Consider the following 24,459-nt stretch of genomic DNA (forward strand, 5'->3'; position numbering starts at 1 on the left):
ACAAAAAAACTGCCTGCCCATGCATGAAGGGCAAGCAGTTTTTCTTTTTATCCGCAGCTTAGTTTTTCACCAAAAGTACTTCTTCCACAGACGCATATGGGAGATTGTGCGTATCCGCAACGGCCTTGTAGCTCACTTTGCCTGCAATCACGTTGACACCTTTAGCCAGCGGCTTGTTGTCACGAATGGCTTGGGCGTAGCCTTTGTTTGCCAATTGCAGTGCATAAGGAATCGTTACGTTGGTCAATGCCAGTGTAGATGTACGTGCAACGGCACCAGGCATGTTTGCTACCGCATAATGGATAACTCCATGTTTTTCATAGGTTGGATTATCGTGTGTCGTGATGCGGTCGATCGTTTCGATAGAACCACCTTGGTCAATCGCTACGTCAACGATGACAGACCCTGGCGTCATTTGCTTCACCATGTCCTCTGTTACGAGACGAGGTGCGCGGGCACCCGGGATGAGCACTGCGCCCACCAAGAGGTCTGCTTTTTTCACTGCGTTCGCAATGTTGAAGGAGTTGGAGATCAATGTTTGCACGCGGCCCTGGAACAGGTCATCCAATTGACGCAGACGATCTGCGTTCACATCAATGATGGTTACGTTTGCTCCGAGGCCCAATGCCATTTTCGCTGCATTGGTACCGACGATACCGCCACCAATGACAACCACTTCACCCTTTGGCACGCCAGGTACGCCACCGAGCAGCACACCTTTTCCGCCGTATTGTTTTTCCAGGAATTGTGCCCCGATTTGTACGGACATGCGGCCTGCTACTTCGGACATTGGCATCAAGAGTGGCAATGCTCCGTTGTCAAGCTGGATGGTTTCGTAGGCAATGGCAATAACCTTTTTCTCGATAAGCGCACGAGTCAGCTCAGGTTCTGGAGCCAGGTGCAGGTACGTAAACAGAATCAATTCTTCACGGAAGAAACCGTATTCAGAAGGAAGTGGCTCTTTTACTTTCAATACCATATCAACTGCCCAAGCTTCAGCCGCTGTAGCAGCAATTTCAGCACCTACTGCTGTGTAATCTTCATTGGTAAAGCCACTGCCTAGACCAGCATTGGTTTCTACGCGCACAGTATGGCCGCTTTGAACCAGTGCAGCTACACCTGCTGGCGTGATGGCAACGCGATTTTCGTTATTTTTTATTTCTTTAGGAACTCCAACGATCATGATAGGTAGTCCTCCTTGGAAAGCCGTATTTAATGAGAGTAGTATCATTGTACAGCTTTTTTTACGTGCCTTTCCTTGGGGATTCCTTTAATTTTGGTATCCTGCTATTTGTGAAAACCCACAAACGAACTACTGTTCCTCTTTTAATTTCGCCATCTTCAGCTCTAAATACAGCGCTGCCCGTTGATTCATATTATCTAGATCCACGCGTACAATTTCTTCAATGCGCCGCAGACGATAGCTAAGGGTATTGATATGGATATGCAGTCGTTGCGCAGTCACATTCACCTTGCCCGCTGCATCCAAAAAGGTCTCCAGTGTTTCGAGCATCGCCGTCTGGTTATCGCGGTCGTACTGTTTCAGCCCTTCGATCCGTTCGTTCTCATAGCCTTGTTCTTCGTCCCACTGCTTCAGCTGGAGCAAATAACGGTATATACCCAGCTCCTGATATGCGTGGATGCCTTCGATTTCCCGCGGGAAAAGCTTCTTGATCTTGACCGCATGCAGCGCTTCACGGTAGCTTTTCACAATCTCCGCGTATGTCTTGTACCCTCGTCCATACCCTGCGATTACCTGACCTTCACTGACATGAGACTCCAGCTTGCCCAACGAATCAGAGAGAAACTGCTCGACCTTTCGAATCAGTAAGTCGCTCTTCTCTTTTTTAGCTTCTGTGAGTCCGATCAGCAAAATGATCTGCGCACCGTCCACTACCCAAAACAGCTTGTCGCGCATCAGCAAGGGATACAAGTACTGGTCCAACCTGGCCCCTGCCGCTTCGATAATACAAATCAAATACGAAGCCGGCAATTGCATCTGCAGGCTTTCCGCCTTTTGCCGAATGACCGCTTCACTGCTGTGATTGCCCAGGAGCAGCTCCCACAAAAATTCCTTGCGCCGCTGTTCTTCTGCCTTGCGTTTTCCTTGGCGCTGCATGAGCCGTGAGACGGCCGCTTTTGCTGCCTGCCGCAAAATTTCATCGTCGTCATGGGTGATCGGCCGATTGACCTCCTGGGCCCATATGTAGCCCAGCACATCGTTGCCTCGCCGAATAGCAATGGCGGCTCTTTTTCCTAAACCAATCTCGTCCTTTGCCGGAATATGCACGGGATCGTCTTTGGTCAACAGCTCCTGAAATACTCCGTCTTTCCACAAACGGGTCAGCACCTTTTCCGGTACTCTGCGTCCCATGATCGTCGACCACCGCGCTTGGTCCGTGCTCTCACCATGCGAGCTGTATGCAATCAATTTATGATCGGCATCTTCAACGGTAATCGGATTTTGCAAAAGCTCCCCGATTACATCTGCTAATTCATCCATATCGGCATCCTGGTATTGCTGAAAATAGTTGGGCACAACCGACACACTCCCACCTCTTTACCGCACTGAAATAGGTCATTCTATTATACAGGAACCGTGCGCCTCATTCTTTGATTAACGAATTCACACAGAGAAACCTGACACGCTCTCCTGTTCGATTAAGCCAGTTGTGAGGTGTGGACGACTCCATGTGAATACTGTCGCCCGGGTACAAGTCATGCTCCTCATCACCAAACAAGAGAGTGAGTACTCCTTCTAGAACATAGACGAATTCCTGTCCTTTATGCACAAAAGGGATCCCTTTGTATTCATGGGGCAAAAGCGTGACCAGAATCGGCTCCATCGAAGGATTGGCGAGCTCTCCTGACAAGTCTTCATATACAAATGGAAATGGAGTTGGTTTCGTCGGTTCCGGATTTCCTCGTCTCAGTTTTGTCTTCGCTTGGGAGGGATTTTCCGAAAAAAAATAACTGGGACTCACCTCTAGCGCCTCTGAGATTTTCTTCAAGGATTCCAGTGTAATCGACGATTTGCCCCGCTCTACCTGGGACAAGAAGCTTATCGAGAGTTCTGTTTTTTCAGATATTTGCTTGAGTGTCTTTTTTTTCCCGACACGCAGCGATTTGATTAGCTTTCCAATAGTAGGTTCCATTCATCGTACCTCGAAATAAGCAAGATAGGTCTATCATACCCTTTGTTTGAAAAAGGTGCAAAGAGCTACTGCCTGCATGTGATAACCGAAAAAAAGAAATCCACGTCAAACATATTTTCACTATTGATACAATTCCCATTACATTTTATAATCGTTACTATTACCAGCTGCATGAAGAAATTTTCTTTTTTTATTCCCGAAAATTGAAGTGTCACTTCACTCATTAATTGAAGCAACACTTCAAATTCATTCGAAGTCCGCATTTTTTGAAAGGAGGAGCTTTCCCGCTATACGTACCCCACTTCGCACCATAATCTCAGATAACATCAAGGGAGGATTTAGAAACGATGGCACAACAACTTCAAGCGGGAGTTTCTAAACAGGTTCAAACCAAGGCATTGGTAGCCAGTTTAATCGGAAGCTCGATTGAATGGTTTGATTTTTTTCTTTATGGAACGATGGCGTCACTCGTATTCAACAAGTTGTTTTTCCCTTCAACCGATCCTACGGTAGGCTTACTGCTCTCTTATCTTTCGTTTGGACTTCCCTTTTTCATCCGTCCTTTAGGCGGCATCATCTTCAGCCACATCGGGGACAAGATTGGACGCAAGAAAACGCTTGTGCTGACCCTGTCTCTCATGGGCGGCGCCACCGTGTTGATCGGGTTATTGCCTGATTACGATTCGATCGGGATATGGGCACCTGTCTTGCTCGTTCTCATGCGTTTAATTCAAGGACTCGGTATTGGCGGCGAGTGGGGCGGCGCTTTGCTCTTGGCGGTTGAATACTCGGGTAAAGGCAGACGCGGCTTCTTTGGAAGTATCCCGCAGATGGGCGTCACCATTGGTATGCTGCTCGGCACGCTTGCCATCTCACTGATGAGTGCACTGCCTGATGAGCAATTCATGTCTTGGGGCTGGCGAGTTCCCTTTATTCTGAGCGCTGCCCTTGTCTTCGTTGGGCTATGGATTCGCAATGGGATTGATGAGACCCCTGCATTTAAAGCAGCAAAAGAAAGTGGCAACATCGCCAAAGTTCCGATCGTTGACACTTTCCGTTACCACTGGAAGGCTGTCTTGATCGCAGTAGGTGCCAAAGTAGTAGAAACCGGTCCCTTCTACATCTTTTCAACTTTTATCATTGCCTACGCAACGAAGTACTTGGAATATGACCGAATTACTGCACTCAATGCGGTCACGATTGCTACACTCGTCACGACAATCGCGATTCCTTTTATGGGCAAGCTCTCTGACAAAATCGGCAGAAAACCGCTGTACATCGGTGGAACGATCGCTATGATGCTGTTTGCTTTTCCGTATTTTTACTTACTGTCTTTAAAATCGGCCTTGTGGTTGACAGTCGCAACGATCATCGCACTGGGCATTCTCTGGGCTCCGGTTACAGCAGTGCTTGGCACAATGTTCTCTGAGATTTTCAGCACCAATGTGCGGTATACTGGAGTAACAGTCGGCTACCAGCTAGGCGCCGCTTTGGCAGGTGGTACTGCGCCATTAATTGCGACTGCACTTTTAAGCGCTTTCAACTCCTGGGTTCCGATCGCGCTATACATCGTGCTGTCAGGAATCATTTCTTTGATTGCCGTATCCGCTACCAAGGAGACTAAGGATTTAAATATGGAGGAATAAGAAAGGGTGAGCCATTGTGCTTGTACTTAGCAGAGAAAATATCGAACAAATTTATACGATGAAACAATGTCTGGAAGACGTGGAGCACGTTTTTCGCGAACATGTGCAGGGCCTCGTCGTTACTCCCGTACGGACTGCCATCGACCATCCTAAATATGAAGGTACGAGCTTATACATGCCTTCCTATTTAGCGTCAGATGATTATATCGCTGTGAAAGTCATCAGCATTTTCCCGTATAATCATCAGCATGGAATCAAGGCACTGCAGAGTGTGATTCTCCTGACCGAGGCGAAAACCGGACAGCATGTCGCCATGATGGATGCCAGCCTGCTGACCATTATGCGCACAGGAGCGAGCAGCGGCGTCGCGACCAAATATATGGCAAAGGAAGATGCACACAGCTGCGCCGTTCTCGGTTGCGGAGCTCAATCGATCGGCCAGATTCAAGCCGTAATGGAAGTCCGCCCACTGACTGAGATCTTTTTGTACAATCGTACACGTGCAAAAGCAGACGAATTGAAAGAAAAGCTGTCCGCCCTGTATCCGGATTGGCAAGGAGAAATCTATGTAGTAGAGGACGCCAACCTAGCAGTAGAAAAAGCGGACATCATCATTTGCAGCACCAAAGCAACTACGCCTCTCTTTGATGGCGCTCGTTTGCAGCCAGGCACACATATCAACGCCATCGGTGCGTTTCTCCCACACATGCAGGAGGTCGACCTGACCACACTGCAGCGAAGCAGCAAGGTCGTGGTGGACACGCTCGAAGGTGCCCAGCATGAAGCAGGCGATCTGCTCATCCCAATAAGCCGCGGCGAATGGAGCTTTGACCAGTTGCACGCCGAATTGGGAGAGATTCTCACGGGCAATAAGCCGGGACGTGAGACGGCGGATGAAATCACCCTCTATAAATCAGTAGGGATCGCCTATTTGGATACGGCTGTAGCCAAGACGGTCTATGAGCTTGCCAAAGCAGCGGGTCTGGGAACCGAGATTTCATTGTAATCGATAGAGAATAGCAAAAAAGGATGCCGCCATTCCACTTGGGAACTGGCGGCTTTTCAAACGCTACACAAGACGTGAGATCGCATCTAGTATTTGTTCTTTCTGAAAAGGCTTGACGACGAAATCAAGCGCTCCTGTCTTCATCGCCTCTAACACCTTTTGCCTGTGCCCAAGGGCCGAACAGATGAGCACCTTGGCTTCCTCATCGTAATGCAAAATTTCTTTCATGGCATCAATTCCGTGCATAACTGGCATCGTGAGATCCATCGTGACAATGTCAGGCCTCAGTCGCTTGTATTGTTCTACTGCTTCCAATCCGTTGCTCGCCTCTCCACAGATCTCATGTAGTCCAGACAACATATCGGTCAACATCCTTCTCATAAAGGCTGCATCGTCTACAATTAGCAATCGGGCCATGTTGTCCTATCCCCTCGCATCATTCTCGCATCTCCTTCTTACTTTTGCAGAAATCACTGAGCTTGTCTACGAGAGAAAATGACTTCTTTTGTCGAACACATGTCCCATTGTCAAACAATTATGAAATAAAACCGATCTGTTCCGTTGACTCCCCCGCCCCGCCTTCTGTGGACCCCGCTTCTCCATTTGAAGCAACCGGACTTTCCGGTTTTGGGTGAGGAGTCGTTTCACCAATCTCCGGTATTTCCACCTGCCTCACTTCATCTGGAATCTCCGGTTGCGATATTTCTACCCAATCCTTTTCCATATTGCGTTCCTCCCTTCCCTTCTCCTTGTCAGGAGATGTATTCCTCTTTATCCTGCCCCAGCTTCATCTGAGCATTCCTATTTGTATGTTCCTCTGTCAGTTGGACATACTTTGAAAGGCGCTTGGATGCCACAGTATACGAAAAACAGCATGTTTTGGAGGAGATGCAGATGCATACACGGCAACACCAAGAACGGGCCTTTGCTCATCAACAGCACGCACAACTGCACCGCTATCACGCAGATGCTCATCATCAGCAGGCCTTGTTCCACCAACAACAAGCTACGTTTTATCAGAATCAGGCTTACATGAACACTACCGCACAACCTCATCAAATGTACAACAATCAACAGCCTTACAGCGAAAAGACAACGGCCTACAACAATCAGGTTTCTCCTGTGGCTCTTGTCTACCAGGGACAGGTTTCGCCGCAAGCAATCCAATCCCTGAACCAATACCAAAATCCTTATCCAATGCCTAATTATTCTATGTCTCCGCAGATTACCCATACGACCGACAACCAAAATGCTTTGCAGCGAGGCACCAAATTTTAATTTTCCCGCCTCACGCCTATTGTGAAAGACAAACCCGCGTAATTATGCGCGGGTTTTCTCTATTTTCCAGCAGGATTTTTTCCCGTTAGCATAGAAGTGTGTTCAATTGTTGTTTTTCATAATGAATGTTAGGTCAGCCCAAAGGCGCCTAATAGCCAACTATTTGGAGGAATCATCCCATGCCTAAGCTGCAGCTATTTCCTGTCTTGTTTGCCGGTTTAGTTGTCGGGCTGCTTCTGCTCATTACGAGTCAGTTTTTTACCAGCATGAAACATATTCGAGACCTGAATGAGAGTGGTCATACTTCCGAAAAATTGCGTGTCGCTCTGCTCTTGGAAGGCCCAAGCTATGATCAGGGCTGGAATAGCAGTGCATTGGAAAGTATTACTGAGATGCAGAAGCGATTCGGCTTCTCGCTGGAGATCGCCAATAATATTAAACCAGACCAGATTACGAAAGTGGCTGAAAAGTTCGCGGCCAACGATTTTGATCTGATCCTCGGACACGGTGTTATTTTTTCAAGACCATTTACGGAGGTAGCTCCCAAACATCCGCGTTCACGCTTTGTATCCTTTAATGGCGAAGCACCTCACAAAAACCAGACTACCATCCGTTACGATATGAAACCTACGGGACATCTGGTTGGGGTGCTGGCAGCCAAAATGTCCAAAGCTGGCAAGGTGGGCTACATTCTCGTAGACAAGCCACCAGAAATGGACCAGGCTGAAGGCTTTCTCGAGGGCGTAAAAAGCGTCTCTGCGAAAACGAAGGTGGTCATTGAGACTGTCCCTGACTTTAGCGATATTGACGGTGCGGTAAAGGTCACGCGGCAGATGATTGACCAAGGCGTCGATGTCATTTATACCACGGGGGACAGCTTCAATCTCGCGGTCATTACGGAAGCGCAGCACGCCAAAGTGTACACAATCGGGTATATTGCCGACCAGCGCTACATCGCTCCGGATTACGTACTCGCTTCGATGATCCAGGATGTCCGCCAATGCTACCGCATCATTATGGAGCAGTATGTACAAAACAAGCTGCCGAGCGGACAGGTCATTTACGGACTTGCAGAAGGCGTAAATCATCTCAGCCCATTCGGTCCCATGGTACCGGAAAAAATTCGCGAAGAAATCAATCGTGAGGTAAAACGACTTACCGAGCCCCACGGTTCATCTGGAGGATAATTGGCATGTCCTTATTCAGAAATCTGGGATTCCAGAAGAAAATGATGCTCAGCTATCTCGTCATGATGCTTTTGATCGGCTGTATTACGACTTTATTTAGCTATCAGATGACGAAAGTAACGTCTGATGAAATGCATCTCACCCAAAATGTGTTGCCGCAGACAAGCGCTCTTTTGGAGGTAAAGAATCAGATTTACACCAAAGCATACGCTCTCAAGACTTACACCTTGACTCGTGATCAGTCATACCTGGATCAGTATTATACGAATCTTATTGATACATCCCGTTTTGCGTCTATTACCCAAACGGCAGAGAACAGTGGGCTATTTTCGATTATCGAGTCTATTTCGAAGCTGGACTTTTTATTCCTGAATAAGATTAATCCACTCTTGAAGGCGAATAACGTACCTGCCGTCAGCTATGTTTTAACGCATGAGGTGCAGCCGCTGATGGATCAGTTGGAGCGTGACCTCTCCTTTTCGCTGAATCAGCTCGAATACAAGACAAACAAAGAATTTCAGCGAACCAACGATAGCATCGAGGTATCGCTTATCTTAACGTATACCGTTTCAGTAGCGTCGATTCTTTTCGGTTTGTTCTGCACGTTTTATTTTCGCAATGAACTACTGCGTCCCATTGAATCTCTCATGCAGCAAGCACGGGAGGTATCCAAGGGAACCTTTGGCCAGCAAATCGTCTACAACAATAAAGACGAGTTCTGGGAGCTGGCTCAAGAGTTCAACAAAATGTCCAGCAGCATCTCCAGTCTGTTTACCCAAGATGAGGAGCAGCGCCGTATTTTGACGGAGGAGAGGAATGTTCGCGAGCAAATCTTAAACTCGCTTCCAGTCGGAATTATTACCCGTCCCTATGCGGCAGCCGACATCCACGTCAACCAACTGGCCAAGCACCTCGTAAAGCTGGATGAGGTAGGCTACCCAGTTACAAAAGATTCTTTGGCAGCATCGTCAGGAGCAGACAATGCTCCCTGGTTCGTCAACCGAAAAATGACTTTGTTCAAGCAAGACAATACGCCGTTTATCGCTTTGGTTTCCTACATTCCCCTGCATAATCACCAGCATGACCAAGAAACCGGCTGGATGGTCGCCTTTTTGGATATTACGGAACAGGAGCAGCTTCAGGAATATTTGAATCAGTCGGAAAAGCTGGCGATGGTAGGTCAACTCGCCGCAGGAGCTGCCCACGAGATTCGCAATCCGCTAACGGTCATATACGGATTTATTCAGCTCTTGGAACAGCGATTACCCACAGAGGAACGGGATCTCCACTACCTCCCTCTCATTTTGCAAGAAATTGAGCGAGTCAACAGGATCGTCACAGAGCTGCTGATGCTCTCCAAGCCATCTAGACCGGACTATCGGGAGGTAGCTCTCACTGGTGTGATTCATTCCATTCTGCCATTGATGAATGCAGAAGCGATGCTGCACGGAATCCAAATCGTGGATCGCTGCAGTCCGGACATACGGATTCATGTGGATGTGGAGCAACTGAAGCAAATTTTGCTGAATTTGATGAAAAACAGTATTGAGTCCATGAAAGAAGGCGGCATTCTGGAGATTGAAAGCCGCCTTGACGAAAAAGCTGTGCATATTCACGTTCGCGATACCGGAGAAGGTATCTCCCCAGAGTATCTCGTCCGCATTTTTGATCCGTTCTTTTCTTTGAAAGAAGATGGAACGGGGCTCGGTCTGCCAATTTCCCGCAGAATGGTAGAAAACCACGGCGGAGAGCTGCAAGTGAACAGCAAGCTCGGAAAAGGGACGGAAATCATTATTTCCTTGCCGCTAACGCCGAGCGTCGATTAAGAATGAGGCGTGTTCGCTTGGTTTTCTAACCAGGCAAACATTCTTCGGGTATAGCTTTCGATATCTTCTCCCTTGAATAAATGGCTGGCGCCTTCTGCCAGCCATATTTCATACGGCTTTCCAGCTTGTGATAAGGCATTTGCCAGCCTGTGGGCGTGCTCGATCCCCACATTTTCATCTGCCGTCCCATGAATGATCAATACGGGGCAAGCAATCTCTGCCACGCGAAACAAGGGGGTACGATAGCGATACGCATCCTCCTGCTTGCGCGGATGGCCGACGAGCCGACGCAGCATCCGCCGCAGATCCACCCTTTCCTCGTACGTCAAAAACATGTCGCTGACGCCTCCCCACACCACAGCAGCCAAAATCCCCTCGCACTCCATCGCAGCAAACAAGGCCATGACGCCCCCGCGGGAAAAGCCGTATACGCTGATTCTCTCTCTGTCGACTCCCTTTAATTCGCGAAGCGCAGTGTACGCAGTAAACACATCGTGGCGATCTGCACCGCCAAATTCGTCGCGCCCTTCCCCGCCTTCGTTGCCTCGGTAATGAGGGGCGAGAACCACGTAGCCAAAAGAAGCCATCTGACTGATCCGCTCCGGTCTTACGCGGCCGACACCCTTTATCCCGCCGCGGCAATACAACAAGGCAGGCAATGACGCCTCTTCCTGTAAAAAGGATTCGGGAACTGCCAGCGCTGCGTACACCAGCAGGTCCTGGCTATAATAGCTGACTGTAAAAAGCAAAACTCCTGGTGTGACCGTCTCCTCGGGGGTAACGGCAACAAATGGAGCAAAATCGAGCTGCATCCTGCCCACGATTCCTCTCTCTTCTAACTTCTCCTTTTCAATTGTAACCTTCCTCCATCAGGGACATCCATTTCTAATTTTTGATACACCCATGGAATGTAAAAAGGAGGCTTGTCTGTGCGAAAGGGTTTCCTCCGAAATTCCCCAATACGTACAGACTTCCTCCGTTAGGTAGCATATGTTTTATTAATACATCACCATGCCGCCGGTAATGTTGACGGCCTGCCCTGTCATATATCCGGCCCCGTCCGACAGCAGGAAGCATACGACCCGCGATACTTCCTCAACGTTCCCTTCCCGTCCGAGCGGCACCATCGCGACGCGGCGCTTGGCGACTTCCGCTTCCTCTGCATCCCCGCCGTGAGAGAGACCGTTTTTCAACGATTGCTGCATCGGGGTGTTGATCAGGCCCGGGCAGACGCAATTGACTCGGCAGGCATACGGGGCCAAGGCGTGGGCAAAGCTTTTGGTGACGGCGATCACACTTGCCTTGCTGGCATTGTACGGAGCGATCGGCGTCGTGCTCGCTGTTTTTCCAGCAGACGAGGAGAAGTTGACAATCGCCCCTGTTTCGCCGTTTTGCCGCCAGTAATTGCCGATCAGCTGGCACATGAAAAAGCACGATTTGGCGTTTACGTTCTGGATCAGGTCCCATTCTTCCTCGGAAACGGAAAAAATGTCGCTCGTCCGAACAATTCCCGCCGAATTGACCAAATAATCGACTCCGCCCTGCACCAGCGCCGCTTCCAGTATTTTTTTCCGTTCACCTGCAACGCACACGTTCGCGGCAACGGTTGTCACGTTGGCAAACGTTTCTTGTGGAAACACCTCCGCAAGCTTTGCACCATCCAGATCGGCAGCTACGACATGGGCACCGGCAGCAAGCAACTCGGAAGCGATCTCGCGGCCAATGCCGCTTGCAGCACCCGTTACAATCGCTACTTTTCCTTGCGCATCTAGTACGTATTTCATCCTTGATTCACCACTCATCCCTGATCGTAATAGAGAAGCACCTTGCCTGCCTCTTTGCGTTCGCAAAGCACAAAGCCATGCTCCCAGTCGCTGAGCGGAATTTTGTGCGTGATGATTGGGGACAGGTCGACTTTGCCCTGCTCCAGTATTCTCATCATCTTCTCCCACGTTTTCTGCGAATGGGCGCCTGAGCCGAATACTTGCAGCTGCTTGTACAGAATCGTATCGAAATCAACCATAATCTCTTTGCCGAGGATGCCGACCTGTACGTAGCGTCCCAGCTTTTTGACCGCTTTCAAGCAGGTGGCGACCGAAGCGCCTGCACCAGCGCACTCCACCGCAACATCAACGCCTTTGCCCGCCGTTTCCCGCTCGATGATCGCGTGGATCGATTCGGCTTCGACATTGACGACAAGATCGGCTCCCATCTCCCTGGCAATCGCAAGGCGAATGGAATCAGCGTTTGTCCCGGCGACAATCGTTTTGCAGCCTTTGAGCCGCAAAAGCGCCAGGCAGAGCAAGCCGATTGGCCCCGGCCCGGAAAGCAGCACCGTGTCACCCACGCCGATCGTGGTCAGCTCTTCAATCGCTTGAACCGCCGCAGCGAACGCTTCCCCCAAAGCCGCTTCCTCCAGCGACAAATGCTCAGGCAGCAAAAATACCATGTCTTCACGGACCACCGCATATTGCGTAAAGCTGCCGTTTACCCCGATGCCCATACCGCGACGACCGGAGCAAAACCAGTAATAGCCAGTTTTGCAATATTCGCAGGTGCCGCACGTTACCGCCGTGGAAGGCAGGACAAGCACGCGATCTCCATGCTTGACCCGAGAAACGTGTTCCCCCACTTCATCAACAACTCCGGCAAATTCATGCCCAAGGACAACAGGCGGTATATGCGGAAAGCTGTCGTGCCGAATATGCAGGTCGGTTCCGCAAATTCCGCTGTAGGCAATCTTGATCTTGACGCCCTCCGGCGGGCAAGCTGGCTCTGGTATGTCCAGCAGCTCCAGATGGCCCGGACCTGGTTTTGTTTTTACCAATGCTTTCATGACGCGTCCTCTCCCGGTCGTTCTTTACCTCTCGGTTATTTGTGAACCCCTTTGCCCATCCAGGCCGCTCCTGCCTCGTACAGGCTTTCCGCCAGAGCCGGGTGCGGGTGAATCATGTTGGACAGCTCCTCGACCGTTCCTTCCAAATGAATGAACGCCGTTGCCTCCGAAATCATTTCCGTCACATGAGCGCCAACCATGACAACGCCCAAAATCTCGCCGTACGTTTCGTCGGCAATAATTTTGACGAAGCCTTCCTTTTCATCCATCGCCAGCGCTTTGCCGCTTCCGGAAAAATGGTGGACCTCCGTTTTCACCTTGTAGCCTTTTTCGCGCGCTTCCTGTTCGGTCAGACCGACGCTGGCTATTTCCGGCTGGGTGTAAACGCAACGGGGAACGGCTCGGTAATCGATCTCTTCGGCAAGACCGGCAGCATTGGCGGCGGCGACCAGCCCTTCCGCACTGGCGACATGGGCAAGCTGCCATCCGCCGATCAGGTCGCCGACAGCGTAAATCCCTGGCAAAGACGTCTCCATCCGCTTGTTGACGGCGACGAACGGCCCTTTCATTTGTAATGGCAAGCGTTGAATCGCCGAAAGGTTGGGTCTTCTTCCGACTGCAACGAGAATTTCGTCTGCTGGTATCGTTTGCGTCTGACCCGAGCTGGTTTCCACAATCACCTGCTTGCAGCCATCTGCCTGCCCCAATTCCTTTACCTTAGCCCCGGTCAAAATGTTGACCCGTTTTTTCTTTAGCGCCTTGTGCAGCACCGCCGTCACCTCGCCGGCTTCGCTCGGCACAATCGTTTCCGCCATCTCCACAATCGTTACCTCTGTATTCAGGCTGGCAAAAATGCAGGCGAACTCCACGCCAATTACCCCGCCGCCAACGATCACGATCGATTTCGGAATCGCAGTTAGATCAAAGATCGTATCGCTCGTTTGAATCCTCACTGTATCCGCCCCGGGAATGGGTGGGACAAACGGGACCGATCCGGTTGCGAGAATGACTTTGCCCGCTGCCAGCAACACCCTCGATTCAGCGGTTTTCACGGAGACGATGCGATCCTCGCCAACGGTGCCAATTCCTTGATACAGCTCGATTTTTCCCGCCTTGAGCAAAGACCCGATCCCGGTCCGCAGACGCTTGATCACCTGATCTTTGCGCGTCATCATCTTCTCCAGAGAAAAGCTCATCTCGCCGGTTTCGATGCCCCATTCTTTTGCCTGCTTGATCAGCTCGATCGCTTCGGCATGGCGAAGCAGCGTCTTGGAGGGGATGCAGCCCCGATTGAGGCACGTTCCTCCGATATGATCCGCTTCCACCAATGCAACCGTACATCCTGACTTGGCAGCGCGAATGGCGGCTACGTAACCGCCAGGCCCGCCGCCGACAATAACGACATCATATGTTTTCATGGCTTCACCTATATGAGTGCTTGAAATGGATTTTCCAGAAGTTGCTTCAGCTCGGTCAAAAATGCCGCAGCCGGAGCGCCGTCCATCACGCGATGATCAAACGACAGGCTGAGCGTCATCATCGGGCGCAGCTGGATAGTGCCGTTGACGCCTACCGCTTTTTCCGTGATGCGGCCCACTCCGAGGATGGCCGACTCCGGCTGGTTGATGATCGGCGTAAAGGCATCCACTGCATACATGCCGAGATTGCTAATCGTAAATGTTCCGCCCTTGAGCAAATCCGGCGTCAATTTGCCTGCGCGGGCCAAACCGCCAAGCTTCTTGCATTCGGCAGTAAGTTCAGCAAGTCCCTTCCGGTCGGCGTCCGTGATGACCGGAACCATTAACCCGTTTGGTACCGCTACGGCCAGTCCGACGTTTACCTGGCGGTTCATCACGATGTAATCGCCCTGTAGCGAGGCATTCACCAACGGATGCTTGCACAGGGCAAGCGCGACGAATTTCACGATGATCTCCGTATAGGAAAGACGCTGTCCGGTCGCTTTTTCAACCACAGGCAAAAGCTCCTTGCGCATGCGCATCGCGTCCGACATATCCACTTCGCTGACCAGCGTGACGTGCGGAGCGGTAAAGGCGCTTTGTCCCATGCGCTGGGCAATTACCTTGCGCATCCCCTCCAGCTTAATTCGCTCGGCTGGTGCCACGGAATCCGTCGTAGCGTGCTTTTTCTGCAACTGTCCGATCACGTCGTCACGCATGATTTTGCCGTTGACCCCTGAGCCTTCAATCGTGGCAAGTTCAATCTCTCTGTCGGCAGCAATCTTGCGGGCAAGTGAAGTTGCCTTCATTACAGGATCGCTCGCGATGTGCGCTTCCACATCTGTACGCTGAATGCGACCGGATGGTCCGGTTCCTTTCACGCTGTGAAGATCGATTCCTTGTTCTGCGGCCAATTTGCGTGCGGCCGGCGTTTTGCGCACCCGTCCGGCAGGCACGTCTGATTCCGCCGCTTGCGAAGCCACGTCGCCAGCATCTGTCTGCTGCAGCTCCGTATATGTCTGTGCTGCTGTGGCAGAATCCGGCTTGGCTGCTTCACCGACTTGCTCTCCCACCTGGCCGATATAGCCGATAACTACGCCGACCTCGACCACTTCATCGGCCTCGTGGTTCACCTTGAGCAGAACGCCGGAGATGTCCGCTTCCACTTCGATATTTATCTTGTCGGTCATGATCTCGACGAGCGGCTCCCCGGCCTCAACCGTCTCGCCTGTCTGCCTGAACCAGCGGATGATCGTCCCGCTCTCCATCGTTGCCCCCATTTTGGGCATCAACACTTCCGTTGCCATTATCCGTTCCCCCCTTTAGCGATGATGGATCGTCGATGCAGCCGCCTGGACAATATCCTCCACTTGTGGTACTGCTTTTTTCTCCAGCAAGGGATTGTAGGGAACCGGAATCGCAAGACCGCCGACACGCATGATCGGTGCATCGAGATAGTCGAACGCTTCGCTCTCCGCGATGATACTGGCGATCTCTGCGCCAAATCCGGCCCGTTTGACCGCTTCATGAACGACGACCACACGGCCTGTTTTCTTCACGGAGCGGATGATCGCTTCCTCATCGAGCGGCACGAGGGTCCGCGGGTCAATGACCTCTGCACTGATTCCGTCTTTCTCCAACTGCTTGGCTGCTTCCAGTGCGCGGTGCACCATGATACCGGTGGCGACGATCGTGACATCGCTGCCTGCCTTTTTGATATCCGCCACTCCAAACGGGATGGAGTAAGACTCGGCCGGGACATCTCCCTTGAAGCCGTAAAGTAGCTTGTGCTCGTAAAACAGCACCGGATTGTCGTCATCGATCGCTGTTTTCATCAGCCCTTTGGCATCATGCGGGGTAGACGGCTGCACGACTTTCAAGCCAGGAATGTGCGCCATCCATGCCTCCAGACTTTGCGAGTGCTGTGCCGCGAACCCTGCGCCTGAACCGGCGGGCGTGCGAACGACAATCGGCACCTTTCCTTTTCCGCCAAACATATAGCGCAGCTTGGCTGCCTGGTTGACGATATTGTCGGTTGCAATCGTGATGAAGTCGGAAAATTGCAGTTCAAGAATCGGTCTCATGCCGGTAACCGCCGCTCCTACCGCGCAGCCGCTGATCGCCGCTTCCGAAATCGGCGTGTTGCGAACCCGCTGTTGTCCGAACTCCTCGATCATGCCGTTGGTGACGCCAAATGCTCCGCCGTAAATGCCGATATCCTCACCCATGATAAATACATCCGGGTTGCTTCTCATTTCCTGGCACATGGCCTCACGAACCGCTTCCAAATACGTAATTTCTCTCATTCTCGTTCCACACCTTTCGGCTAATCCGTTCATGCGTATACGTCTTGTTCCAATGAATCGAAAGACGGCATCGGACTTTCCTCTGCAAACGTCACCGCTTCTTCAATCTCCTGCTGCACCCTTGCCTGAATCGTCTGCCAATCCGCTTCAGTAATCACCCCGTCAGCCATCAGGCGGTCGCGGAAGTTGGCGATTGCATCGCGCTGTGTGCGCCATTCGGCCTCTTCTTCACGAGTCCGGTATTTTCGTGCATCGCTGCGCGAGTGTCCGCGCCAGCGGTATGTTTTCGCTTCGATCAGCGTCGCACCTTCGCCTCTACGTGCCCGGGCAACCGCCTCTTCCATCGTTTCCATCACGGCGATGATATCGTTGCCGTCCACCACTTTGCCAGGAATGCCGTAGGCTGCCGCCCTGTCCGCGATATGCTCGATTCTCACCATTTCCTTGATCGAGCCGGACATGCCGTACTGATTGTTCTCGCAGAAAAAGATGACCGGCAAATCCCAGACAGCCGCCAGGTTCAACGCTTCATGAAACGCGCCTTCATTCGAGGCTCCATCGCCGAAAAAGCAGACGACCACATATCCGAGCTGTTTCATGACCGACGTGAGAGCCGCACCGGTGGCGATCGGAAGCCCGGCAGCAACAATTCCGTTTGCCCCCAGATTCCCTTTGTCTAAATCAGCGATATGCATGGAGCCGCCCTTGCCTTTGCAGTGGCCGGTTTCTCGGCCAAGCAGCTCGGCCATCATCCGGTTGATATCGGTTCCTTTGGCGATGCAATGCCCATGCCCGCGGTGGGTGGTGATAATTTTGTCGCGATTCTCCAGTATGGCGCACACGCCGACTGCAGTAGCTTCCTGGCCGATGCACAGGTGCATCGTTCCGTGGATTTTTCCTTGTTGGAACAATTTCTCCACTTTTTCTTCAAAGGAGCGAATCAGCTCCATTTGGTATAGCAAATGTGTCAGCTTGTCGTTATCCGCAAGCAGTTTGGCAGTTCCCGTCATACGATTACCTCCCTCGAATCCAGCTTGTTTTTACGCTTGTGGAGCTTACGATGCCAACCAGCCGCCATCAACGTAAATGGTTTGTCCAGTAATATAGTCGGAAGCCGTTGACGCCAAGAAAATGGCGGTGCCGCACAAATCCTGGTAGTCTCCCGTACGGCCCAACGGTATACGGGACAGCATCCATTTTGTCGTGTCATCGTTTTGAAACAGCCTTTCCGTCATTTTCGTGCGGAAATAGCCTGGGCCAATCGCATTGACGCAAATGCCGTCTTCCGCAAGCTCGACCGCCATCGCCTTGGTCAACTGGGCAACCCCGCCCTTGCTCGCGCAGTAGGCGGCCATCCCCTTGAAGCCCAATTCGCTTGTCAGCGAGGCGATATTGATGATCTTGCCGCTTTTTTGTTCCTGCATGTAAGGGATCACCGTCTGGCTTGCAATCAGTACGCTTTTCAGGTTAATGTCCATCACATAATCCCAGTCGTCCTCTTTCGTATCCAGTACGGTGTTTCGTACATTCAGGCCGGCTCCGTTGACGAGCACATCGATATGCCCCTGCTCTTGGGCAACCTGCTTCACAAACTGACCAAGCGCTTCCCTATCGCGAATATCCATATCCTGATACAAGCATTTTTTTCCCAATGCTTCGATTTCCGCTGCGGTCTCAACCAATTCTTGCCTTGTCCGGCTGATCAGCGCGATATCTGCCCCGGCTTGGGCCAGTCCGAGCGCGATTCCGCGTCCCAGCCCTCTGCCGCCACCAGTAACGATCGCGGTCTTTCCATTCAATTCAAACAGTTGCATATGAATTCTTCTCCAATCCTGTATATTTCAAAGCGTTACATGAGCAATACCGGTTTGATGCAATTTTTGTCCATCGCCTCTTGGAACGCCTGTTCATACTCCTCGAGCGGATAATAGGTAAGCAAGTTGTCAACCCGTACCTCGCCATCGACCAACAGTCTGATCGCCTCGTGGTAATTGGCGGAGGTAGACGAATAGCTGCCGACCAGGCTGATCTCATTCCTCACGAGCTGCGAAAAGTCGATGTCCGCCCGATCCTTGAACAGTCCGACCAGCGTCAGGCTGCCGCCCTTTTTCAAGACCGCAAGCCCCTGCTCGACCGCCTGCGAACTGCCGGAGCAATCGACGGCATGATCAAATCGTTCGATGCCAAGCCCGGACAGTGCTTCCTGGATCCCTTGCGAAAGATTAACCGTGGCAATGCCAAGTGCACGGGCGGCAGGAAGGCGCGTCTTTTCGTCAGAATCAATGCCGAACAGCACCGGGATGTAACCTGCGCTTTTCAGTACCTGCGCAGTAAACATCCCGATCGGTCCTGGCCCAAACACGGCAACCGTCTGCCCACGCTCTGCTTTCAATCGGTCGTATACGGCGTGGACCGCGATGGACAACGGTTCCACCACCGCCGCCTGCTCCAGCTTCAATTCGGCTGGTAGGGGGTGGATGAACTGCTGCGGCACACACACATAATGGGCAAAGCCGCCGTTTTTGTGCAGTCCGATGACCTGGAACCGCTCGCAGATGTGACGGTTGTTCTCCCTGCACGATCTGCACTCGCCGCAATAATGGATCGCTTCGACCGTTACCCGCTCGCCCAGCTTTACCGTATCCACGCCCTCCCCGACAGCGTCGACCACGCCAGCAAATTCATGTCCCAGCACGACCGGCACGGTCATAAACCAATAGGAAGGATCGTAATGGTAGGCATGAATATCGCTTCCGCAAATGGAGGCAGCCCTTACCCGAACTCGCACTTCCCCCGCTTGGGGCTGTGGAAGCTCCATTTCCCGCAGCTCCAGGTGACCCGCCTGACGAGCCGTTTTGACGATCGCCTTCATCATGTGAAAATCTTCCTTCCGTTATGGGGTTGATGAAAACAGCCGCTGCTGCTGCTTTTCGGTTTTACATGCCGAGATACGCTGCTTTCAGATGCGGATCGTGCAGCAGGTCCTGGGCAACCCCTGACATCGTGACACGACCATTTTCCAGTACAAAGCCTTTGTCCGCCATCGCCAGCGAGTGGTTGACGTTCTGTTCCACTAGCATGACCGTGATGCCTAGCTGCGTAATCTCTCGCATCACTTCAAACAGCTTCGTGACGAGAATCGGCGCCAGACCAAGTGACATCTCGTCGATCATCAAGAGCTTTGGGTTGGACATCAGCCCTCGGCCAATGGCGCACATTTGCTGCTGTCCGCCGCTCATCGAGCCTGCCATCTGCTTGCTTCGCTCTTTCAAGATGGGAAAGAGATGATAAACCATCTCCAGATTTTTTTTCATATCTTTTCTGCCCCGTTTGCTGTACGCACCGAGTTCCAGGTTTTCTTCAATCGTCATGAAGGAAAACAGCTTGCGCCCCTCCGGCACCTGGATGATTCCTCGATCCACGATCTCATGTGAATCGAGCGTTTGAATCTCCTCGTCCTCGAACAAAATTTTGCCGCCGGAGATTCTTTCCGTACCGGATATCGCATTGATCGTCGTTGACTTGCCGGCTGCGTTCGCTCCGACCAGAGCAACGACCTCGCCTTGCTTGATCTCCAGCGATACATCCCACAACGCCTGTACCTCGCCGTAAAAAAGCTCGATGTTTTGCACCTTAAGCACTCGTAACCGCCTCCCCCAGGTATGCCTCGATTACTTTCGGATCGCTCGTTACTTCCTGTGGCGATCCTTCCGTAATCTTCTCGCCGTGGTGGATCACGACCACCTTGTGGGACAGCTCCATGATGACCGCCATGATATGCTCGATGATCACGAGGCTGATCCCGTCGTTTACGAGATTGCCGATCACCGGAATGATTTCGCTGACTTCGCTCGGGTTCAAGCCTGCCATCACTTCGTCGAGCAGCAGCAGCTTCGGTTTTGTCGCAAGCGCCTTCGCTACTTCCAGACGCTTTTTGTCGGCAATCGTCAAGCTTTTCGCCACATCATCCTTGCGATGCACCAAATCGACCTTCTCCAAAATTTCCAGCGCATACTCACGGGCTTCGCGCGGTCGCGACGTCCAGTTGTACGAACCGACCATCACGTTTTCCAGCACGCTGATGCTGCCGAACGGTTTGACGATCTGAAAGGTACGGCCAATCCCTTTTTTGCAAATCAGATTGGCCTTCTGGTTCGTAATTTCCTCGCCCTGAAAAACGACCGAACCCGATGTTACCGGAAATGCCCCTGAGATGAGATTGAACACGGTTGTTTTGCCCGCGCCGTTCGGACCGATGATGCCGACGATTTCCCGATCGTTGACATTGAAGCTGACACCGTTTACGGCCTTAATCCCGCCAAAATGCTTGGTGACATTGTTTACCTGTAAAATCAAAGCCTTCCTCTCCTTTCCACCTGGACGTTCGGCGCGATTTCCGTTGCCTTCTTCCGTCTTTGCTTGTAGCTCTTGTATTTGTCAGAGATGGTCGGCAGGATGCCGTTTGGAATGAACGAAACAACGAGAATCAGAACAATCCCGTAGATGAAGAAATTCAGACCGTTGTATCCCGAAAAGGTGGAGCGAAGAACTTCGTTGAGCGGCACCATCAAAATCGCGCCGATCACCGGTCCCAGCACGGTTCCCATTCCACCGATGATGGCGATGAGCGCTACCTGAATGGACAGGTTCATGTCAAAAGCAGATGCCGGTTCGACAAAGAGCAAATATTGAGCATAAAACACACCAGTAATTCCGGCCAAGCCCGAGCTGATCAGCACGGCGTACATTTTGTAGCGGCTGATCGGAATGCCCAGCATCTCCGCCGCTTCCTCATTTTCGCGGATGGCAATCAGATAAGCACCTATTTTGCTCCGGTCAATCCAGTACGTAACAGCCAGAACAACGAACAAAATGCCAAGCGCAATATAGTAATACTCTTCCTTGCCCCGAAACATCATCATTCCCCAGCCGGGCTTAAATGGAATGTTCAATCCGACTGCACCGCTCGTGAAGTCCTTGAAGTACGACACAAGCAGGCGAATCACTTCGAGAAAAGCGAGTGTTGCCAGAGTAAAAAACGGTCCCTTCAAGCGGAAGCACGGATAGCCGATCAAGGCCCCGACAATCATACAAAGAACCAATGCCGCCAGCATTCCGATCCACGGCGAGACGCCCAGCTTGATCAACAGCAGTGTGGATGTGTACTGTCCCAACCCGAAAAAAATCGAGTGACCAAGCGACAATTGCCCGCTATACCCCGCCAGTATGTTCCATGACCCGCTGATCCCCGCAAAGAACAGCACCAAAATAAAAATGTTCATGTAATACTTGTTGTCCACCAGCAATGGCAAAATGAGCGCGAGCAAGAAGAAAACGGCCAGCGATACGTTGGTCTTTGAACCAAAAAACTTCATTACAATCCCACCTCCTCAGACCCTTTTCCAAGACTGAACAAACCGGACGGACGGAACAGCAGCACGAGGATAAAGATCGAGAAATAAACTGCCTCTTTAAGTTCAGGCGAAATCAGTACCCCGGCAAACGCCTCCACAAGCCCGATCAGCAGGCCGCCGAGAAATGCGCCGGACATGCTGCCCATTCCGCCCAGCACGACGACGACGAAGGCGGTGAGCGAAAACAGCGTTCCGACTGTCGGAAACACGTAGAAAATCGGCATCAGAATCGAACCGGCCAAACCGACCAATGCGGAGCCGATCCCGAACGCAAGCAAATAGATTCGCTTTACGTTGATCCCCATCAAAGCGGCTGCGGTACGTCCCATCGCTACCGCACGGATCGCCTTGCCCGTCATCGTCCGTTTCAAAAACCAGAACAAACCGAGTGCAATCAGGATTGCGACAGCAAACGCAACCAGCCGCGGAATACTGATGACAACCTCGCCCAGCCGGATGACATCGGTCTGGTAGGCCGTTTGCACGTTGCGAAAATCAGCTTTCCACATCATCAGCGCAAAGTTTTGCAAGGCGATGGACAGGCCGAGCGTGGCGAAAATTTTCACGGTCGCCGGCTGATCGAGAATCGGCTGGATCATCACCCGCTGAATCGCCATCCCGAACAGGAACAAAAGGATCGTCACAAGTGGCGCAGACACATACGGGTCCAGGCCAAACGTGGAATAAAACACAAAGCTCATATACATCGCAATCATCAAAAATTCGCCATGGGCAAAATTAATGATGCGGACGACACCTAAAATCAAATTAAGACCCATGCTGATCAACGCATAGATGCCGCCGATCAACAGACCGGAGATCAGAACCTGAACTAACTGCATTCGACTGTTGCCTCCTCTGTCATGGAGTAAATGATCAGGGAGGCAACAAGCCTGTCCTGATCAGTGCCATGCTATTTTTTGTCTTCCCATTTCGGCATTGGGAACAGCATCTCTTTGACCGCGATTTCCTTCGGCCATACGCCAACGAGCTCACCGTTTTGCCACTGGTGGACATACGGTGTTCCCAATATGTTTTGGCCGTTGCTTGAGTCGAAATGCATTCCCCAGCCGTTCGCCGTTTTCCCCGGCTCAACGTTCAGCTTGATGATTTCGTCACGCAGCTTGTCCGGGTCAACCTCGCCTGCCTTGTCCAGTACATCCAGCAGGGCGTTTGCGCTTACAAAGTTGGCCAGCGAGTGACCGGAACGCGGTTCTTCACCGTATGTTTCCTTGTACAGCTTCTGGAAATCTTCCAAGCCTGGTGTAAATTGCGTGTTGATTTTGTATTGTGGGAAGTCGAGACTGAAGATTCCTTCTGCGTCTTTGCCGACCGATTTCTGGAAGTCCTTCATCGAATAGCCGCCGCCGGTACCAACGATGGCCGTGACGTTCAAACCCAATTCCTTCGCCTGGCGAACGAACAGGATGGAATCGTTCAAATACGAAGTCATGACGATCACATCAGGCTGCGCATTTTTCACATTCAGCACCACGGACGACAGATCGACGCTCTTCGCGCTGTACGACTGCACCGTGACGATGTTCATGTTGGCCACTTTGGCAATTTTCTCAAAATATTGGGCGCCGGTCGCACCGTTGAGCGAATCTTCATGGACGATGGCGATTTTGACTTCCTCCGGCTTTTTGTTCAGCTTCGGCGCCAGTTCCTTCTGGATGAATTCCAGATGTTTTTCCTGGAACGTAGCAGAGCGCGGGTTCGCGCGGAACACGTATTGGTAGCCACGTTCCGTAATCTTGTCGGAAATCCCGCCCATTTCCCAGAACAGCACACCGTTGCGTTCCGTTACTTCGCTTGCGGCAAACGCAACTGCACTGGAATAGGAGCCCGTGATCAACTTGAGGTTTTCCTGCTGGATCAGCCGGTTTGCTTCCGATTGGGCCGCATTGGCATCAGGAGCGTCTCCTTTCACGATTTCCACCGTTTTGCCACCAGCGACGCCGCCGTTTTTGTTTCTCATTTTGACTGCCAGCTCCAGACCACGGAAGCTTTCGTCACCGAGCAGCGCGTTGGCACCGGTAAATGGAAAAATCGCTCCGATTTTCAACGCCTCTTTTGTTCCGCCGCTTGCTTGACCGGCTTCCTGTCCAGCCGATTGACCACCCGATGCGGCATCGCCGCCTCCGCTGCCGCAAGCGCTTACGAGCATCGTGACACTAAGAAGCAACACGCTCAAAAACTTTTTCACTTGAATTCCTCCCCTTACATCATCTTTGGTGTGAACATGGCCCCTGTAACTTTTGCAATCAGCCAAGCTTAGGAGAACGACCTTGTGCCTGCCGTTCCTTCACCTCCCTTTTAAACGCTTACATTCGACAACGCCCTGG

24 protein-coding genes are annotated in these 24,459 nt (G+C 51.6%); 5 read left to right on the forward strand and 19 right to left on the reverse strand.

Annotated features, from left to right (window positions below; genetic code table 11):
• Positions 1–58 precede the first annotated feature (58 nt).
• From ald to ACIFQN_RS15015, 3 genes are all read right to left on the reverse strand, one after another.
• Entirely contained in the window at positions 59–1,183 is a 1,125-nt protein-coding gene (gene ald / locus ACIFQN_RS15005; RefSeq protein WP_429833841.1) for an alanine dehydrogenase, read from the reverse strand.
• 129 nt (positions 1,184–1,312) lie between these two features.
• Entirely contained in the window at positions 1,313–2,548 is a 1,236-nt protein-coding gene (locus tag ACIFQN_RS15010) for a PucR family transcriptional regulator (RefSeq protein WP_429833842.1), read from the reverse strand.
• A gap of 58 nt (positions 2,549–2,606) precedes the next feature.
• The gene (locus ACIFQN_RS15015; RefSeq protein WP_429833843.1) at positions 2,607–3,155 is read right to left on the reverse strand and encodes a helix-turn-helix domain-containing protein; all 549 of its coding nucleotides are present in this window, start codon (positions 3,153–3,155) and stop codon (positions 2,607–2,609) included.
• Between the two features lie 347 nt (positions 3,156–3,502).
• Here ACIFQN_RS15015 and ACIFQN_RS15020 point away from each other — a divergent pair, with 347 nt between their 5' ends.
• Both ACIFQN_RS15020 and ACIFQN_RS15025 read left to right on the forward strand, forming a co-directional pair.
• Positions 3,503–4,801, forward strand: a complete 1,299-nt coding sequence (locus tag ACIFQN_RS15020; protein WP_429833844.1) for an MFS transporter — start codon at positions 3,503–3,505, stop codon at positions 4,799–4,801.
• Between the two features lie 16 nt (positions 4,802–4,817).
• Positions 4,818–5,807, forward strand: a complete 990-nt coding sequence (locus ACIFQN_RS15025) for an ornithine cyclodeaminase family protein (RefSeq protein ID WP_429833845.1) — start codon at positions 4,818–4,820, stop codon at positions 5,805–5,807.
• 63 nt (positions 5,808–5,870) lie between these two features.
• Here ACIFQN_RS15025 and ACIFQN_RS15030 read toward each other — a convergent pair whose 3' ends face one another.
• Positions 5,871–6,224, reverse strand: a complete 354-nt coding sequence (locus tag ACIFQN_RS15030; RefSeq protein WP_429833846.1) for a response regulator — start codon at positions 6,222–6,224, stop codon at positions 5,871–5,873.
• Between the two features lie 118 nt (positions 6,225–6,342).
• A complete protein-coding gene (locus ACIFQN_RS15035) occupies positions 6,343–6,531 on the reverse strand; it encodes a hypothetical protein (RefSeq protein ID WP_429833847.1) in 189 nt (62 codons plus the stop codon).
• Between the two features lie 170 nt (positions 6,532–6,701).
• Here ACIFQN_RS15035 and ACIFQN_RS15040 point away from each other — a divergent pair, with 170 nt between their 5' ends.
• From ACIFQN_RS15040 to ACIFQN_RS15050, 3 genes are all read left to right on the forward strand, one after another.
• The gene (locus ACIFQN_RS15040; RefSeq protein WP_429833848.1) at positions 6,702–7,085 is read left to right on the forward strand and encodes a hypothetical protein; all 384 of its coding nucleotides are present in this window, start codon (positions 6,702–6,704) and stop codon (positions 7,083–7,085) included.
• Between the two features lie 179 nt (positions 7,086–7,264).
• Entirely contained in the window at positions 7,265–8,272 is a 1,008-nt protein-coding gene (locus tag ACIFQN_RS15045; RefSeq protein WP_429833849.1) for a BMP family ABC transporter substrate-binding protein, read from the forward strand.
• A gap of 5 nt (positions 8,273–8,277) precedes the next feature.
• On the forward strand, positions 8,278–10,098 hold the full coding sequence (locus tag ACIFQN_RS15050) for an ATP-binding protein (protein WP_429833850.1): 1,821 nt from the start codon (positions 8,278–8,280) through the stop codon (positions 10,096–10,098).
• On the opposite strand, the gene ACIFQN_RS15055 is transcribed toward ACIFQN_RS15050, so the two are convergent.
• From ACIFQN_RS15055 to ACIFQN_RS15120, 14 genes are all read right to left on the reverse strand, one after another.
• Entirely contained in the window at positions 10,095–10,910 is an 816-nt protein-coding gene (locus ACIFQN_RS15055) for an alpha/beta hydrolase family protein (protein ID WP_429834140.1), read from the reverse strand. The two genes, ACIFQN_RS15050 and ACIFQN_RS15055, sit on opposite strands and share 4 nt — an antisense overlap.
• Before the next feature lie 186 nt (positions 10,911–11,096).
• Complete coding sequence (locus tag ACIFQN_RS15060) at positions 11,097–11,882, reverse strand: SDR family NAD(P)-dependent oxidoreductase (RefSeq protein ID WP_429833851.1); 786 nt, start codon at positions 11,880–11,882, stop codon at positions 11,097–11,099.
• Positions 11,883–11,896: 14 nt separating this feature from the next.
• Complete coding sequence (locus tag ACIFQN_RS15065; protein ID WP_429833852.1) at positions 11,897–12,934, reverse strand: zinc-dependent alcohol dehydrogenase; 1,038 nt, start codon at positions 12,932–12,934, stop codon at positions 11,897–11,899.
• 35 nt (positions 12,935–12,969) lie between these two features.
• Positions 12,970–14,352 carry a dihydrolipoyl dehydrogenase gene (lpdA, locus tag ACIFQN_RS15070; RefSeq protein ID WP_429833853.1) on the reverse strand — a complete coding sequence of 461 codons (1,383 nt, stop codon included), beginning with the start codon at positions 14,350–14,352 and terminating at the stop codon, positions 12,970–12,972.
• A gap of 8 nt (positions 14,353–14,360) precedes the next feature.
• Entirely contained in the window at positions 14,361–15,698 is a 1,338-nt protein-coding gene (locus ACIFQN_RS15075; RefSeq protein ID WP_429833854.1) for a dihydrolipoamide acetyltransferase family protein, read from the reverse strand.
• A 15-nt stretch (positions 15,699–15,713) separates the two neighbouring features.
• A complete protein-coding gene (locus ACIFQN_RS15080; protein WP_429833855.1) occupies positions 15,714–16,697 on the reverse strand; it encodes an alpha-ketoacid dehydrogenase subunit beta in 984 nt (327 codons plus the stop codon).
• A gap of 29 nt (positions 16,698–16,726) precedes the next feature.
• Positions 16,727–17,707: a thiamine pyrophosphate-dependent dehydrogenase E1 component subunit alpha gene (locus tag ACIFQN_RS15085; protein ID WP_429833856.1), complete on the reverse strand. Its 981-nt coding sequence runs from the start codon at positions 17,705–17,707 to the stop codon at positions 16,727–16,729.
• 45 nt (positions 17,708–17,752) lie between these two features.
• Positions 17,753–18,511: a glucose 1-dehydrogenase gene (locus tag ACIFQN_RS15090; RefSeq protein WP_429833857.1), complete on the reverse strand. Its 759-nt coding sequence runs from the start codon at positions 18,509–18,511 to the stop codon at positions 17,753–17,755.
• A 35-nt stretch (positions 18,512–18,546) separates the two neighbouring features.
• Complete coding sequence (locus tag ACIFQN_RS15095) at positions 18,547–19,572, reverse strand: zinc-dependent alcohol dehydrogenase (RefSeq protein WP_429833858.1); 1,026 nt, start codon at positions 19,570–19,572, stop codon at positions 18,547–18,549.
• 61 nt (positions 19,573–19,633) lie between these two features.
• Positions 19,634–20,338 carry an ABC transporter ATP-binding protein gene (locus ACIFQN_RS15100; protein WP_429833859.1) on the reverse strand — a complete coding sequence of 235 codons (705 nt, stop codon included), beginning with the start codon at positions 20,336–20,338 and terminating at the stop codon, positions 19,634–19,636.
• Positions 20,331–21,053, reverse strand: coding sequence for an ABC transporter ATP-binding protein (locus ACIFQN_RS15105; RefSeq protein WP_429833860.1), 723 nt, complete (start codon positions 21,051–21,053; stop codon positions 20,331–20,333). Before ACIFQN_RS15105 ends, ACIFQN_RS15100 begins: the two co-directional genes overlap by 8 nt.
• Entirely contained in the window at positions 21,050–22,072 is a 1,023-nt protein-coding gene (locus ACIFQN_RS15110) for a branched-chain amino acid ABC transporter permease (protein WP_429833861.1), read from the reverse strand. The genes ACIFQN_RS15105 and ACIFQN_RS15110 overlap by 4 nt, the downstream gene beginning before the upstream one ends.
• Positions 22,072–22,953 carry a branched-chain amino acid ABC transporter permease gene (locus tag ACIFQN_RS15115; RefSeq protein WP_429833862.1) on the reverse strand — a complete coding sequence of 294 codons (882 nt, stop codon included), beginning with the start codon at positions 22,951–22,953 and terminating at the stop codon, positions 22,072–22,074. Before ACIFQN_RS15115 ends, ACIFQN_RS15110 begins: the two co-directional genes overlap by 1 nt.
• Positions 22,954–23,024: 71 nt before the next feature.
• Positions 23,025–24,302, reverse strand: a complete 1,278-nt coding sequence (locus ACIFQN_RS15120) for an ABC transporter substrate-binding protein (RefSeq protein ID WP_429833863.1) — start codon at positions 24,300–24,302, stop codon at positions 23,025–23,027.
• Between the last annotated feature and the right edge of the window lie 157 nt (positions 24,303–24,459).

It is taken from the genome of Brevibacillus sp. NRS-1366 (assembly GCF_050467985.1).

Bases quoted from the DNA above. Each gene is read 5' to 3' on its own strand.
- ACIFQN_RS15050 (WP_429833850.1), top strand. From the start codon at position 8,278: ATGTCCTTATTCAGAAATCTGGGATTCCAGAAGAAAATGATGCTCAGC.
- ACIFQN_RS15030 (WP_429833846.1), bottom strand. From the start codon at position 6,224: ATGGCCCGATTGCTAATTGTAGACGATGCAGCCTTTATGAGAAGGATG.
- ACIFQN_RS15080 (WP_429833855.1), bottom strand. From the start codon at position 16,697: ATGAGAGAAATTACGTATTTGGAAGCGGTTCGTGAGGCCATGTGCCAG.
- ACIFQN_RS15040 (WP_429833848.1), top strand. From the start codon at position 6,702: ATGCATACACGGCAACACCAAGAACGGGCCTTTGCTCATCAACAGCAC.
- ACIFQN_RS15085 (WP_429833856.1), bottom strand. From the start codon at position 17,707: ATGACGGGAACTGCCAAACTGCTTGCGGATAACGACAAGCTGACACAT.
- ACIFQN_RS15065 (WP_429833852.1), bottom strand. From the start codon at position 12,934: ATGAAAGCATTGGTAAAAACAAAACCAGGTCCGGGCCATCTGGAGCTG.
- ACIFQN_RS15020 (WP_429833844.1), top strand. From the start codon at position 3,503: ATGGCACAACAACTTCAAGCGGGAGTTTCTAAACAGGTTCAAACCAAG.
- ACIFQN_RS15075 (WP_429833854.1), bottom strand. From the start codon at position 15,698: ATGGCAACGGAAGTGTTGATGCCCAAAATGGGGGCAACGATGGAGAGC.
- ACIFQN_RS15090 (WP_429833857.1), bottom strand. From the start codon at position 18,511: ATGCAACTGTTTGAATTGAATGGAAAGACCGCGATCGTTACTGGTGGC.
- ACIFQN_RS15055 (WP_429834140.1), bottom strand. From the start codon at position 10,910: ATGCAGCTCGATTTTGCTCCATTTGTTGCCGTTACCCCCGAGGAGACG.
- ald (WP_429833841.1), bottom strand. From the start codon at position 1,183: ATGATCGTTGGAGTTCCTAAAGAAATAAAAAATAACGAAAATCGCGTT.
- ACIFQN_RS15095 (WP_429833858.1), bottom strand. From the start codon at position 19,572: ATGATGAAGGCGATCGTCAAAACGGCTCGTCAGGCGGGTCACCTGGAG.
- ACIFQN_RS15045 (WP_429833849.1), top strand. From the start codon at position 7,265: ATGCCTAAGCTGCAGCTATTTCCTGTCTTGTTTGCCGGTTTAGTTGTC.
- lpdA (WP_429833853.1), bottom strand. From the start codon at position 14,352: ATGAAAACATATGATGTCGTTATTGTCGGCGGCGGGCCTGGCGGTTAC.
- ACIFQN_RS15035 (WP_429833847.1), bottom strand. From the start codon at position 6,531: ATGGAAAAGGATTGGGTAGAAATATCGCAACCGGAGATTCCAGATGAA.
- ACIFQN_RS15115 (WP_429833862.1), bottom strand. From the start codon at position 22,953: ATGCAGTTAGTTCAGGTTCTGATCTCCGGTCTGTTGATCGGCGGCATC.
- ACIFQN_RS15110 (WP_429833861.1), bottom strand. From the start codon at position 22,072: ATGAAGTTTTTTGGTTCAAAGACCAACGTATCGCTGGCCGTTTTCTTC.
- ACIFQN_RS15060 (WP_429833851.1), bottom strand. From the start codon at position 11,882: ATGAAATACGTACTAGATGCGCAAGGAAAAGTAGCGATTGTAACGGGT.
- ACIFQN_RS15015 (WP_429833843.1), bottom strand. From the start codon at position 3,155: ATGGAACCTACTATTGGAAAGCTAATCAAATCGCTGCGTGTCGGGAAA.